The organism is Rhodanobacter sp. AS-Z3 (assembly GCF_029224025.1).
Taxonomy (GTDB): Bacteria; Pseudomonadota; Gammaproteobacteria; order Xanthomonadales; family Rhodanobacteraceae; genus Rhodanobacter.
In genome coordinates this window covers 754112-767363 of record NZ_CP119392.1, presented here as the reverse complement: position 1 = coordinate 767363, position 13252 = coordinate 754112, and the positions used below count along the sequence as shown (strand labels likewise).

Genomic DNA, 13252 nt, shown 5'->3' with positions numbered 1-13252 from the left:
GACACGAGCCTCCATCAGAAATAGCCTTCGCGCTTTTGACGCTCCAGACTGCCGCCGCCCTCGCGGTCGCCGATGCGACCCTGGCGTTCCGAGTTTCTGGACTGCGCGGTCTCCCGCACCACCTCCTGCAGGTCGGTAGCTGCAGACGCGAATGCCGCGGTCACCGGCCAGCAACCCAATGTGCGAAAACGCACTGTGCGGGTCATCACCACGTCATCCGGCTGCAGGCGCATGCGCGCGGCGTCGTCGACAACCAGCAACATGCCGTCGCGTTCCAGTACCGGGCGCGGCGCGGCAAAGTACAGCGAGGCCAGCGCGATACCGCGCTGATCCGCATAGCGCCAGATATCCATCTCGGTCCAGTTCGACAGCGGAAAGACGCGCAGCGACTGCCCGTTGGCCAGTTGCGTGTTGTACAGGCGCCATAACTCCGCGCGCTGTTGGCGCGGGTTCCACGTGTGCCCGCGCTCGCGCACCGAGAACACCCTTTCCTTGGCGCGCGATTTCTCTTCATCCCGACGGGCACCGCCAAACACCACGTCATAGTTGCCGACGTCCAGCGCCTGCTTCAGTGACTCCGTGCGCATCACGCTGGTATAGGTATCCCCGGGATCGAACGGATTGATGCCGGCCGCACGCCCCTGTTCGTTGGCATGCACGCGCAACTCAAACCCATGCTCGCGCGCAAAGCGGTCGCGGAACGCCAATACCTCGCGAAATTCCCAGGTCGAGTCAACATGCAGTAGCGGCATCGGTGGCCGGGCCGGATAGAAAGCCCGCGCGGCCAGATGGGCAAGCACGGTGGAATCCTTGCCGCCCGAAAACAGCAACACCGGTCGGCGTGCCTGGCTCATCGCTTCACGCAGGATGAAGATCGCCTCGTTCTCCAGCTCTTCAAGCTCGCGGTCGAGCGTGCGGGTAGCCTGGGTCGGTGCGTTCACGCCGGCGCCGCGCCACGGCCGGCCGCCCGCCACAGGCGATCGCGCAGCGCACAGCCCAGTCCGTCATCGCTCGGCGCAACCACGATCAGTACGTCCAGCCGCATGCGATCCGCTTCGCGCAGGCGCTGATACAACTGCTGCGCCTGCTCGGCAGGTGACGTGCCCAGCGGCAGCCACGGGATATTCCCCGGCCAGGCCGGTCCGCGCTGCGCCGACAGCACGCCTACCCGCGCGCCGCGCGCCATCTGCTGTGCCAGCTCGTGCGGCACTTGCTCGAGCGGTACCGGTAGCACCATGGCCTGCGGCGCATAGTGCAGATCCATCCTGCCAGGGCAGCGCAGCGACGCTTCGATCGTTTGATCCACCGCAAGCCCGGTGATCTGCTGCAGCTCAGCCGCCGCGATCGCGCCGGGTCGAAGTACGCGCAGTGTACCCGTGGACAGGTCGACGATGGTGGACTCGATACCTACGCGGCAGGGTCCACCATCCAGCAGCACATCAACCTTGTCACCCAGTTCGTCGCGCACGTCCTGAGCGGTAGTGGGGCTGATCTTTTTGTGCCGATTGGCCGAAGGCGCGGCGATGCCACCGCCGAATTCCTCCAGCACTTGCAAGGCCAGCGGATGCGCCGGAACGCGCAGGGCCACCGTGTCGAGTCCACCGGTGACCGCATCGGCGACCATCGAACTGCGCGGCAGGATCAAGGTCAAGGGACCGGGCCAGCACGCCTCGGCCAGTTCCCACGCGGCCAGCGGCACCGCGCGGGCCCATACCGCCATCTGGCGAGGGCGGTGCAGATGGACAATCAGCGGATGGTTGGCGGGCCGCTCCTTGGCCGCGAAGATCCGCGCAACCGCCTGCGGATTGCTGGCATCCGCACCCAAGCCATAGACGGTCTCGGTGGGTAGCCCGATCAAACCGCCACGACGCAGCGCGCGCACCGCGTCCATGACCTCAGCCGCGACCGCTGCCGATGAACGCTCGCCTGCCCCGCCGACCGGCTCGCTCATGCCGCGTTCTCCCACTGCAGCGCGCCGCGGTAGCGCTGCATCGGCAACGAGGCTTCAGCCAGCGCGAAGAGGTGCACCCAACCGTGGTCAACCAGCTGACGGACGGACTCGTGTTTGGCGATGATGGCGTTGATCGCGGCAACCGGTGCGGCGATGAAAACCGCCATGCGCAGCGGCTCGTGAATCAGTCGTTCACCGTCATGCACCGACTGCCATGGCAAGCCGGTGCGCAGGTCGCCACCGGTGCCTTCGAGCACGCCGAGTTTGCCGACCACGTTATGCAGCACCTTGTTGCCGCAGCCGAATACGCGGTTGTCCACGGCCGAAGCGTAGTACTGCAGGTTGATCCACGCCCCCACCACCATCGGTGCGGTCATGATCGATTCCAGCACCGCGAAACCTTCGTCTTGCTGCCAGTCGTAGGAGTTGAGGAAGGCCCGGCCAGCCAGATCCAGTCCAGCCGTGCGCTGGCGCGGGGCCACGATATAGGCGGCGCAGCCGGCCAAACCCCATTCGGGACGCACCTGACTCCAGTCCGCGCTGCGCGCCATGATCTGGTCATCAATGGATTGGCCACGGCGCAGATTCAGCGAACCGGCGCGTTCCAGACGGGCCCGCTCGCCGGCGGCTGCCAGCCAGCTTTGCAGACGCGCCAGATCGTCTGCGTGGGTTGCGGGCAACTGGTCCTGATCGAAGATGGTCAGCTGATCGGTGGTGGTGTTGTGCAGCGCGCCGATGAACCAGGTGTCGGCCGGAATCGTGATCCCTCGCCGCCCCAGCTCGCGACGCACACGGGGGTCGTTGAGTACCGCAGCCGCCACGCGCGCATTGGCTTCGCCGGAATGACCCCCGCAGGCGCCACAATCCAGTCCGCTGGCATGCGGGTTGTTGATCGAGCTGGCGCCGTGTCCGGCAAACAGCACCAGCCGCGCGAAGTCTGCGCGCAACGACATCGCCTTCAAGGCGCCTTCGGCGAGCTTCACACGGGTATCCAGCGCCAGACCCGTCGCTACGCTGCCGAGAAACTCCGGCTCGATGCCGGGCACCCGCCGGGCGGCTACGTCAGCGTCCAGGCCGTCGGTCTTCGGCGGCGGCACCGGCCGGGTGAAACCGAAACTGTCGGTAAGCAGCTTGCCTGCATAGATCCAGCCCATCGCTTCGACATAGGCGAAGGAGGACACGGCAGCCAGCTTGAACCAGCGCCAGGCAGCCGCGCCGCGCAGTCGTAATTGCCGCAGAGCGACGATATCGGTGGTCTGTTGCGGTGAAGCGGCCTTCACTTGCTCACGGACGGTGATCGTTGGCGCCAGCAAGACCGGGCACTGCGCGCCACCGTGTGTGCGCCCCAGCGGCACGAACTCGATCGGCATGCCGAAGAAGCCGGCAAAGCCGATCGTGTCCACGTCGGGCGACGCGCTCTCCAGCGCGCGCCGGAACACCTCGGATCGCACGTCGATGCAGAATGCCGCTTGCACCGCTTTTCGCTGCGTGGTGATCGGCGCGCGTGCCTGCCCCAGCGTGGCGATGAAGCCACGTTGCCAGGCAATCTCGTAGGCCGATTGCAACAGGTGATCCAGTGCAAGGCCGCGATCGACGGTTGGTGTGACGTCATATTGCCGGCGCGCCTGCTGCCACGCGGAAACCACCGCATCATCGCCACGCAAGGCGTCCAGAATGGCCACATCCCACGCCAACCGCACCGCCAGCAATTCCAGCAAGGTGTTGTCGCTGCGCTGACGCAATTCGCTCTGCCAGACGCGGTAACGCGCATAGCCCGCCCATCCGCTCACGCTCATCAGCAAGCGGTGGAAGTAGGCGGTGAGGCCAGACTCACTGATCTGCAGACGCGCGACACCCACGCTGATCATCGCCTCGGCCGTCTCTGGCAACGCCTGGACGCTGCGACAAAAGCCGGCAAGCCCCATGACCTGCGGCGTACGATCGAGCAGCGCGTCCTGTCGCCAGGCGGCATACGGGCCCAGATGCCGCGACGGCGAAAGCCACGGTGCCTGCCCTTCGTCGAAGTGGCTCGCTGCCCACAGCGAAATGCGTTCGCTTGCCAGTTCAGCCCAGTCGTATCCGGTCGCGCGGCTGGCGGCGTCGGCCACCGTCGGGTGTGCCTCGGGCACCGGCGTGGGTACGCTGCGCAGTTCGCGACGAAACGCGGCCAGGTCGTACAGTGATGTCGTGGTGCCGTCGGCACGTTGCAGTGCCTCGGCAATGTCGCGCTCGCTGATCCGGCCCTCGGCGATGGCATCGAGATAGAACGCACGCGGCATGGTCATCTGTGCGCCGGCTGCCTGACCCATCACGCGTGCCGCATCGACGAAGGTGTGATCAGTCAGCCCGAGAAACGGATTGACTGCCACAAAGTGCTTCAGCGGCCACAGCGGAGCCAGCCGGCGCCCGGCACGCTCGGCAGCATCGCGCGCAACGTTCGCGGCAGGGGCCAGAGCCGGCAACACGGTGGCGTCTGTTTCATGCAACTTCAGGGCGGTGGCATTCATCGGGTACGACTCCTCAAGCGACATGGGTGGGCTGACGGAGGGGTTCGCGCTGGCGCAGTGCACCGATCCAGCGATTGAACCACGCGTTGACGTACAGCCCGTTGGCCAGATGCACGCGCGCGGCGCGCCAGGCCGGGCGATGGATCCAGCGTGGCGCCAGGCTTTGCAACAAGGTCACCGTGGCGAACGAGATGATCGCCAGCCCCATGATCAGCAGCCCTGCCGGACCCGCTTCGGGTATCGCCGGCAGGCAGGTGGCGGTCAGCCGGGTCACCGCGGTTTCCAGTACGAAATAGATGATCGTGGTGGCGCCCGCGGCAGCGAGGGTGCGCAGGACGAGGCTGGTGCTGCGCGTTCCCTGCAGCGTCGGGGCCATCAGCATGCTGACGCCCATCACCAGGATCGCACCCAACGTCAGCACCGCCGCCTCGTCGCGGGCAAACACGCCAAACAGCCAGCCCAGCAGGCCGTACATGCCCAGTGCCAGCAGCAGGCTCCACACCACCGGCCATACGCGCGGCTGGTGGTGGCGGGGGATCGCCTGCAGCTCGACCACACTGCCCGAGGAGAGGAAGGCGTGTGCCTTGTACAGCGAGTGCGTGACCAGATGCAGCAGCGCAATGGCGAACGCGCCGAGGCCACACTGCAAGGTCATGAAACCCATCTGCGCCACGGTTGACCAGGCCAGCGAGCCTTTCACGCTGGTCTGGGTCAGCATGACGACGCCGCCGAACAGCGCAGTGAACCCGCCGATCAGCGCGATGAAGTGCAGCGTCGGTGCCGACAGCAGCATGACGTCGGCAAAGCGAATCATCAGGAAGCCACCGGCGTTGATGATGCCCGCATGCAGCAGCGCGGATACCGGGGTAGGTGTGTCCATCACTTCGGGCAACCAGCCATGGCTGGGAAACTGCGCCGATTTCAGCAAGGCGGCAATACCGATCAACAAGGCAGCCAGCTGCAGCAAGCCCGGCGTCGTAGTCGGTGAAAGACTCTGCGCGCGCGCCAGAATCGTCGCGATATCGCTGCTGCCGAACGTGCCGACCAGCAGCACGCTGGCACCGATCAGACACGCATCGCCGAGCCGCGCGACCATGAATTTTTTGCGTGCCGCGATGCGTGCCGGCTGGCGCTCGCGATAGAACACCAGCAGCCGATGCAGCGACAAGCTGGTGGCCATCCACGCCAGCACCAATTGACTCAGGTTGCCGGCCACGACCACCAGCATCACCGCGGCCAGGGTCAGGCAGAGCCCCGTCATGAATTCACTTTGCCGCGGATCGCCGTCCAGGTAGTTGCGGCTGTACTGCACCACGATCACGCCGACAAAGGCGACCAGCAGAAACATGCTGCAGCTGATCGCGTCGAGCCGAACCGACAGGCCGATGCCGGCAAGCCCCAGCAGCGGGCTGGTCATCGCCCCGACACCGGCCGTCAGCGCCGTGGCGAGGATCGCCAGCAACAGCGCAGACAACGTTGCCAGACGACTGATGCGCAGCCGCCATATCGGCTGCCGGCGCGGCGAACCCAGTGGCAGCAGCGCGGCTAGCAACAATCCTGCCGGGGCGAGCAGCACCAGGGTGGCAAGCGTGGATGGCATCGGGTTCTCCGTGGGTCAAGTGATCCGCGGAGAAGGTACGCCAGAGTAATCATTCTATAAAATTCATTGTATGAAACTTATCCATACATGAAATAGAATGCTGCATGGCCGGTCTCAACTACAACCACCTGCGTTATTTCTGGGCCGTGGCGCGCGAGGGCAATCTCACGCGTACCGCTGAGAAGCTGCTGGTGTCGCAGTCTGCGCTTTCGATCCAGATCAAGAAGCTGGAGACGCAACTGGGGCACGACTTGTTCGAGCGAACCGGACGACAGCTGCTATTGACCGAAGCGGGCCGCATCGCGTTCGACCACGCGGAGACCATTTTTGCCGGCGGCGCGGAGTTGCTGGCAACGTTGAACGGTCGGCGCGAAGAGCGCCGATCCATCCTCCGCGTAGGTGCGCTGGCCACGCTGTCACGAAATTTCCAGATCGGCTTCCTGCGACCACTGCTGTCACGCGAGAACGTGGAAGTGATCGTGCGTTCCGGCACCACCGCCTACCTGCTGCAAAGTCTCGAAGCACACCGGCTCGACGTGGTGCTGGTCAACGTGGCGCCGCCGCGCGATGCCGCCACTCCGTGGATATCCCACCCGATTGCCGAGCAGCCAGTCAGTCTGATCGGTACGCCCGCGCGCATCGGCAAGGGTGGCACGCTGGCCAGCTTGCTGACGCGCGAACCGCTGGTCTTGCCGACCATGGAAAGCAGCGTGCGTATTGGCTTCGATGCGCTGATCGACCGGATGGGACTGCGCGTACGTGTGGCTGCGGAAGTGGACGACATGGCGATGATGCGACTGCTCGCGCGCGAAGACATCGGCGTGGCTGTGGTACCGCCGATCGTGGTCAAGGATGAGCTCGCCAGCGGACTGCTGGTGGAAGTCCACCAATTGCCGCAACTGAGCGAGACCTTCTTCGCAGTCACCCTGAAGCGACGCTTTCCCAACCCGCTATTGCGCGCGTTGTTGGAACCAGATGCAGCAGGTGAATGGCTGGAGTGATTTGCCGCTAGGCGGCGTCTCTGCCATGCGGCCGCGACCACCATCGACGGCCCCGTCCTGCTGACATGCGGCGAGGCGCAGGCTGCAGCCGTCACTATGGCCGTGGCCGTGAGCAGAACTTACGCCGGGGTCGGCGTGCTTTCAGCCACGCTAGCCGCCGCCGTCAAGGCGCGCGCCGCTTCGGCACCCTTGCGCTCGCTGTAGCGATCGACCAGATAGTCGCTGCGGTCGCGCACCAGCAGGGTGAATTTGAACAACTCCTCCATCACGTCGACCACGCGGTCGTAGTACGGCGAAGGTTTCATCCGGCCCGCGTCATCGAATTCCTGCCACGCCTTGGCCACTGATGACTGATTCGGAATGGTCACCATGCGCATCCAGCGGCCGAGCAGTCGCAGGCTGTTCACCACGTTGAAGGACTGCGACCCACCACAGACCTGCATCACCGCCAGCGTGCGGCCCTGGGTCGGTCGTACGCTGCCGTCTTCCAGCGGCAACCAGTCGATCTGGTTCTTGAACACGGCGGTCACCGCGCCGTGCCGCTCGGGACTGACCCACACCTGTCCTTCGGACCATAGCGACAGCGCACGCAGTTCCTGCACCTTGGCGTGACTGGCCGGCACGCTATCCAGTAGCGGCAATTCATGCGGATCGAACACGCGCGTCTCGGCACCGAACTGGCGCAACAGGCGTTCAGCCTCCAGCGCCAGCTTGCGACTGAAGGACTGCGGCCGCAGCGAGCCGTACAGGATCAGGATGCGTGGCGGATGGCGGGAATCCGCCGGCAAACCGAGCCGTTCCACGCTGGGCGTCTGCAGCACAGCGGGATCTATGTTGGGCAGGTTCTGCATCATGGAGTTTACGGTCCGGCATTGTGTTGATCAAACGATTCTATAATAATGGAAATATAGAATTCAATCCGAGGCTGACATGTACCCCTGCCGCGTTCTGTTTATCTGCACCGGCAACTCCGCCCGCAGCATCCTGTCCGAAGCGACGCTCAACCATTTGGGCAAAGGCCGCTTCGAAGCCTTCAGCGCCGGCAGCAAACCGACCGGCCGGGTCAATCTGCATGCGCTCGAACAACTCAAGTCCACCGGCATGCCCGGCGAGGGCTTCGCCAGCAAATCATGGGACCGCTTTGCCGACGCAGGTGCGCCGCCTCTGGATATCGTGATCACCGTTTGCGACAACGCCGCGAACGAGGCCTGCCCCGTGCTGTTCGGCGACTTCGTCAAAGCTCACTGGGGCTTGCCCGATCCGGCAGCGGCGCAGGGTGACCGTGCTCTGACCGAGGCGTTTCGTCAGGCACACGCGCTGATCGTGCGTCGCATCACGGCGCTGCTGCAGCTGCCAGTGGAAACGATGCCACGCAATGCGTTGCAGGAAGCGCTGGATCAGATCGCCATGATCACCGGCAACGACGGGGAGAACGCATGAGTCAGCTCCCCACAGCAACGTCGGCGACTTCCCTCAGCGGGATCAGCTTCTTCGAACGCTACCTCACCCTCTGGGTGCTGCTGTGTATCGTGGCTGGCACCGTGCTGGGTCAGCTGCTTCCCGGAAGCTTCGAAGCACTGGGCAAGCTGCAACTCGCGCAAGTGAACCTGCCGGTGGCCGCGCTGATCTGGCTGATGATCATCCCGATGCTGCTGAAGATCGACTTCAGCGCGCTGGGTGATTTGCGCCGACAGTGGAAAGGCATCGGCGTCACCCTGTTCGTCAACTGGGCGGTGAAACCGTTTTCGATGGCCTTGCTGGGCTGGCTCTTCATCCGCCATGTGTTCGCCGGCTACCTCCCCGCCGACCAGCTCGACTCCTACATCGCCGGGCTGATCCTGCTCGCCGCCGCACCGTGCACGGCGATGGTGTTCGTGTGGAGCCACCTGTGCCACGGCGATGCGAACTTCACGCTGAGTCAGGTCGCCTTGAACGACGCCATCATGGTGGTGGCGTTCGCGCCGATCGTGGCGCTGTTGCTGGGCATCTCCTCCATCAGCGTGCCATGGGACACGCTGCTGCTGTCGGTGTTGCTTTACATCGTGGTGCCGGTGGCGATCAGCGTACTGCTGCGCCGCCAGTTGCTTTCGCGCGGCGGCCACGCGCAATTGCAGGCATGGCTGCAAAAGCTCGGTCCGCTGTCGCTGGGCGCACTATTGGCCACGTTGGTGCTGCTGTTCGGCTTCCAGGGCAAGCAGATCGTGGCGCAACCAGCGGTCATCGCGATGCTGGCTGTACCGATCATCATCCAGGTGTATTTCAACTCCGGGCTGGCGTACTGGCTTAATCGCCACTTCGGCGTGGCGCACTGCGTGGCCGGTCCTTCGGCACTGATCGGCGCCAGCAACTTCTTCGAGTTGGCGGTGGCGACCGCCGTGGGTCTGTTCGGTGTGCATTCGGGCGCCGCTCTGGCCACCGTGGTCGGCGTGCTGATCGAAGTGCCGGTAATGCTCTCGGTAGTGCGTATCGTCAACCGCAGCAAGCAGTGGTACGAAGCGCCACAGCGCTGACGCCGTCTCCGCCGCCGAAAGCGGCATTGGTACTGATTCACCAGAGATCATCGTGAAATGGCCAACTTGATCATGCAGACCAAACAAGCGATCGCGGTGCTGTCCGCGCTCGCCCAGGAATCGCGATTGGCCGTCTATCGCCTGCTGGTAGAACACGCACCCGAAGGCCTGGCGGCCAGCGCGATTGCCGAAGCCCTGGGGCTGGCCAACGCCACCCTGTCGTTCCACCTGAAAGAACTGGTTCACGCCGGTTTGATCACCAGTCGACAGGACGGCCGCTTCATCTATTACTCGCCGGTCATGGCTACGATGGCCAACTTGATGGATTACCTCACCGCGAACTGCTGTAGCGCCAGCGGCAAGTCGTGCAAGCCGGCTCCCGCGAAGAAGTCAGCGCGCGCTAAAGCGCCGAAGAAGCACTCGGCCTGAGTCAAACCATGATCGGCGTGCCTGGCTGCCCTGATGCGCCGCAGGCAGGCGACGTTTCTCAACCCAGGATCTGCGGATTCAAATGCCACACGGCGTAATTCAGCGCGGAGGCAAAACTCACCCAGCACAGATACGGCAACAGCAGCGCTCCGGCCAGCGGCCGCACGCGCCAGAAGCCCACCAGGGTTGCCGCGATCAGCAGCCACAACAACACAATGTCGCCGAACGCCAGCGCGCCGCGATGCCAGGCGAAGAACAACCAGCTCCACAAAGCATTCAGCGCCAACTGGACAATGAACAGCGCAAGCACGCCACGCTGACGACGCCAGCCGCCTTCACGCCAGACCAGCCACGCAGCCACGCCCATCAACGCGTACAGCAATGACCATACCGGGCCGAAAACCGATGACGGTGGTGCCCACGAGGGCTGGACCATCTGCTGGTAGAACGAGGCCGCCTGCACCGAGGCGAATGCGCCGATGGCAGCGGCGATGAAGCTCAACACGAGCCAGCCGATCAATCCAGTGATTTGTTTCGCGTGCGACATGCTGGTCTCCTTGACTGATCACTATCGATACGTTGAACGTGGGGCGCTGGATCTGCCGACGTGCGGGCGGCCCTCCAGAAAGGGGCACATCATCGACGTGAGGGCCGCGATAGCTGCTTTTCACCGTGCTGTTGACTACGATAAACAACCCTCACGCGCTTTTCCCCTACCGTGTGCCTACTGTAGCCAGCTCCCATCTCGGGAGCCGAGGGTGCCAACATGGTGACGTATATCGCGGGCAGCAACGCACCTGCAATTCGTTTATCACCATGGTTACGCCTGCTGACGCTGATCAGCCTGCTGGCGCTTTCCGGGACAGCCTTGGCGATACCTTCCTACGCGCGTCAGACGCAACAGCCATGCACCGCATGCCACGTGGGTGGATTCGGACCGGAACTGACTGCTTTCGGACGTCAGTTCAAACTGATGGGATACACCATGAAAGTAGGCGATGACACCAACGTGCCACTCTCGGCAATGCTGGTGGAATCCTTCACGCATACGCAGAAAGCGCAGACCTCACCACCCGCCAGCGGCTTCGGCAGCAACAACAACGTCGAACTGCAGCAAGCCTCGCTGTTTCTTGCCGGCCGGCTGAGCGATCACCTCGGGATTTTCGCGCAAGCCACGTATTCCCAGAATGGCGGCGTGCTCGGTTGGGACAACGCCGACTTGCGCTACGCGCGCACCTTCACCCGCGGCAACCACTCGGGTATCTGGGGCATCTCGCTCAACAACAACCCCACGGTCAGCGACGTATTCAATACCGCACCGGCATGGAGCTTCCCGTACATGGCGCCAGATCTGGCCCCGGGTGCGCCCGCGCAGCCGATCATCATCGGTGGTCTGGCTGGGCAGGTGATCGGTGTCAGCGGCTATACCCAGCTGGATGGCAAGTGGTACTTCGAAGAGGGCGTGTACCGTTCGCTCTCGGTTGCCTTCACCAACCACGTCAATGCGGGCTATGACGGGCGGGTGATCGGCGCCGCGCCCTATCTGCGCGTGAACTACACCTGGAATTTGCCAGCCGGCATGTTCTCCCTCGGCGGCTTTGGCCTCGACGTGCGCCGCGGCCTGGTTGGCGCCGACCTCGCTGGCAATCCGATAGCGCAGGCCGGGCCGTCGGATCACTTCCGGGATATCGGGCTGGACGCCAACTACCAATACGCTAAGGGCGATCACGCCGTGACCGTGGCGGGGCTGTATGTCGACGAACAGCAAACCCTCAACGCAACGTATGCCGATGATGGCTCGTCGAGCCTGCACAACAGCTTGCGGTCGTTGAACATCAAGGGCAGCTACTGGTATCGCAACACCTACGGCGCCAGCGTCGCCGCTTTTGCCGACAACGGCAGCAGCGACCTCACCCTCTATGGCAACCAGGGTTCACCCAATACACAAGGCGGCATTGTTGAACTGGACTACAACCCGTTCGGCGAGGCCACCTCATGGCATCAACCTTGGGCCAACCTGCGCGTGGGTCTGCAATACACCGTGTACACCCGCTTCAGTGGGCTGGTACATAACGTCGATGGTGCCGGACGCAAAGCCAGCGGCAATGACACGATGTACTTGTACGTGTGGACGGCTATCTGAGTCTCCTCGCCGCAGCCAGGCCAGCGATCACCCGGGGGTGGTGATTGCGCAGACGTGACCGACCTGCTTGCAACGAGCAGGGACCGGCACGCTCAACAACGGCATGGAAGTGATCCAGGCCTGTCCATCGTGCAGCCTTGTCGAGACTGAGGGCTTAGCCAACGTCCTGCGTGACTTCAGCGGGATTGTGAAAGATGCGCGCTCACCCCATCTCCATCTCATGATCGCGGCCAGCAGCCAAGGCTTTGCTCGCCGGTGAATCGCTCATCACCCGTCACGCGCAAGCCGGCGCGACGGGCGGCAAACCTGGCATCGCGATGCGCGACCGTCTATCTCCTTTCGAAGTGTGCCCATGTTCGACAAAATCAGAAACTGGCGCATACGACGTCTTGTCGCGCGCCGCCCGATCGCCGAAGCGCTTTGGCGTGAAGCACTGTATCGTTGCCCGGCCGCGCGACGGCTCGGCGCTTCCGACCAAGCCACGCTGCGCGTGCTGGCCACCTTGTTCCTGGAGCGCAAGTCACTGGAGCCGGCACAAGGCCTTGAATTGAGCGACGCCGACCGTGTGCTGCTGGCCGCGTACGCCTGTCTGCCGATCCTGAAATTGGACATGGACTGGTACGACGGCTGGCACAGCATCATTGTCTATCCCGCGGCTTTCATGCCGCATCGCGAAAAGATCGATGCGGCAGGCGTGGTGCACCAGAGCAACAGCCTGATGGCCGGCGAGGCATGGAACCGCGGGCCGGTGATTCTGTCGTGGGAAGACGTGCAGAACATCGGCCAGCGGCCCGGTCACAACGTGGTAGTCCACGAGATGGCGCACAAACTCGACATGCTCAACGGCGACGCCGACGGCTATCCACCGCTGCACCGGCGCATGGATCGGCAGGTGTGGGCGAAAGTGTTTTCAAGCGCATGGAATCAGCTGAAGGACACGCAACGCAGTGGCATCGACCTGCCGATCGACCCGTATGCGCTGGAAAGCCATGCCGAGTTTTTCGCCGTGCTCAGCGAGCAGTTTTTCGATACGCCGGCAGCCTTGCGCCAGAACTTGCCAGAGGTGTATCGGCAGCTGGAGCAGTTCTATCGGCAGCATCCGCTGTGAGGT

Annotated in this window: 12 protein-coding genes; 6 read left to right on the top strand and 6 right to left on the bottom strand. The window is 63.9% G+C overall.

Annotated elements, in window-relative coordinates; all coding sequences use genetic code 11:
• Nucleotides 1-14: 14 nt before the first annotated feature.
• Genes cysD through PY254_RS03225 form a run of 4 tightly spaced genes read right to left on the bottom strand, consistent with a single transcriptional unit; the run spans nt 15 to nt 6058 of the window.
• Nucleotides 15-941 (bottom strand): sulfate adenylyltransferase subunit CysD, encoded by a 927-nt coding sequence (gene cysD / locus PY254_RS03240; protein ID WP_281014039.1) that lies wholly within the window; start codon nt 939-941, stop codon nt 15-17.
• On the bottom strand, nt 938-1951 hold the full coding sequence (locus PY254_RS03235; RefSeq protein ID WP_281014038.1) for an L-threonylcarbamoyladenylate synthase: 1014 nt from the start codon (nt 1949-1951) through the stop codon (nt 938-940). The genes cysD and PY254_RS03235 overlap by 4 nt, the downstream gene beginning before the upstream one ends.
• Nucleotides 1948-4458, bottom strand: a complete 2511-nt coding sequence (locus PY254_RS03230) for a YbcC family protein (RefSeq protein WP_281014037.1) — start codon at nt 4456-4458, stop codon at nt 1948-1950. Before PY254_RS03230 ends, PY254_RS03235 begins: the two co-directional genes overlap by 4 nt.
• 13 nt (nt 4459-4471) lie before the next feature.
• On the bottom strand, nt 4472-6058 hold the full coding sequence (locus PY254_RS03225; RefSeq protein WP_281014036.1) for an NADH-quinone oxidoreductase subunit L: 1587 nt from the start codon (nt 6056-6058) through the stop codon (nt 4472-4474).
• Between the two features lie 104 nt (nt 6059-6162).
• Between PY254_RS03225 and PY254_RS03220 the strand changes: the two genes are divergently transcribed.
• A complete protein-coding gene (locus tag PY254_RS03220) occupies nt 6163-7059 on the top strand; it encodes a LysR family transcriptional regulator (protein ID WP_281014035.1) in 897 nt (298 codons plus the stop codon).
• Between the two features lie 119 nt (nt 7060-7178).
• Here the strand turns inward: PY254_RS03220 and arsH are convergent, their stop codons facing one another.
• Nucleotides 7179-7913, bottom strand: a complete 735-nt coding sequence (arsH, locus tag PY254_RS03215; protein ID WP_281014034.1) for an arsenical resistance protein ArsH — start codon at nt 7911-7913, stop codon at nt 7179-7181.
• Between the two features lie 76 nt (nt 7914-7989).
• Between arsH and PY254_RS03210 the strand changes: the two genes are divergently transcribed.
• The 3 genes from PY254_RS03210 to PY254_RS03200 all read left to right on the top strand — a co-directional run bounded on the left by PY254_RS03210 (nt 7990) and on the right by PY254_RS03200 (nt 9998).
• On the top strand, nt 7990-8499 hold the full coding sequence (locus PY254_RS03210) for an arsenate reductase ArsC (RefSeq protein ID WP_281014033.1): 510 nt from the start codon (nt 7990-7992) through the stop codon (nt 8497-8499).
• Nucleotides 8496-9569, top strand: a complete 1074-nt coding sequence (gene arsB / locus PY254_RS03205; RefSeq protein WP_281014032.1) for an ACR3 family arsenite efflux transporter — start codon at nt 8496-8498, stop codon at nt 9567-9569. The genes PY254_RS03210 and arsB overlap by 4 nt, the downstream gene beginning before the upstream one ends.
• Before the next feature lie 72 nt (nt 9570-9641).
• On the top strand, nt 9642-9998 hold the full coding sequence (locus PY254_RS03200) for an ArsR/SmtB family transcription factor (protein WP_281015143.1): 357 nt from the start codon (nt 9642-9644) through the stop codon (nt 9996-9998).
• Nucleotides 9999-10056: 58 nt separating this feature from the next.
• On the opposite strand, the gene PY254_RS03195 is transcribed toward PY254_RS03200, so the two are convergent.
• The gene (locus tag PY254_RS03195) at nt 10057-10545 is read right to left on the bottom strand and encodes a TspO/MBR family protein (RefSeq protein ID WP_281014031.1); all 489 of its coding nucleotides are present in this window, start codon (nt 10543-10545) and stop codon (nt 10057-10059) included.
• Between the two features lie 438 nt (nt 10546-10983).
• On the opposite strand from PY254_RS03195, the gene PY254_RS03190 reads away from it, so the two are divergent.
• Entirely contained in the window at nt 10984-12141 is a 1158-nt protein-coding gene (locus tag PY254_RS03190; protein WP_281014030.1) for a cytochrome C, read from the top strand.
• Between the two features lie 352 nt (nt 12142-12493).
• Entirely contained in the window at nt 12494-13249 is a 756-nt protein-coding gene (locus PY254_RS03185; RefSeq protein WP_281014029.1) for a M90 family metallopeptidase, read from the top strand.
• Nucleotides 13250-13252 lie beyond the last annotated feature (3 nt).

Excerpts from the sequence above, each read along its gene's own strand:
- PY254_RS03235 (WP_281014038.1), bottom strand. The coding sequence starts at position 1,951 with ATGAGCGAGCCGGTCGGCGGGGCAGGCGAGCGTTCATCGGCAGCGGTC.
- PY254_RS03230 (WP_281014037.1), bottom strand. The coding sequence starts at position 4,458 with ATGAATGCCACCGCCCTGAAGTTGCATGAAACAGACGCCACCGTGTTG.
- PY254_RS03225 (WP_281014036.1), bottom strand. The coding sequence starts at position 6,058 with ATGCCATCCACGCTTGCCACCCTGGTGCTGCTCGCCCCGGCAGGATTG.
- PY254_RS03220 (WP_281014035.1), top strand. The coding sequence starts at position 6,163 with ATGGCCGGTCTCAACTACAACCACCTGCGTTATTTCTGGGCCGTGGCG.
- arsH (WP_281014034.1), bottom strand. The coding sequence starts at position 7,913 with ATGATGCAGAACCTGCCCAACATAGATCCCGCTGTGCTGCAGACGCCC.
- PY254_RS03210 (WP_281014033.1), top strand. The coding sequence starts at position 7,990 with ATGTACCCCTGCCGCGTTCTGTTTATCTGCACCGGCAACTCCGCCCGC.
- arsB (WP_281014032.1), top strand. The coding sequence starts at position 8,496 with ATGAGTCAGCTCCCCACAGCAACGTCGGCGACTTCCCTCAGCGGGATC.
- PY254_RS03200 (WP_281015143.1), top strand. The coding sequence starts at position 9,642 with ATGCAGACCAAACAAGCGATCGCGGTGCTGTCCGCGCTCGCCCAGGAA.
- PY254_RS03195 (WP_281014031.1), bottom strand. The coding sequence starts at position 10,545 with ATGTCGCACGCGAAACAAATCACTGGATTGATCGGCTGGCTCGTGTTG.
- PY254_RS03190 (WP_281014030.1), top strand. The coding sequence starts at position 10,984 with ATGAAAGTAGGCGATGACACCAACGTGCCACTCTCGGCAATGCTGGTG.
- PY254_RS03185 (WP_281014029.1), top strand. The coding sequence starts at position 12,494 with ATGTTCGACAAAATCAGAAACTGGCGCATACGACGTCTTGTCGCGCGC.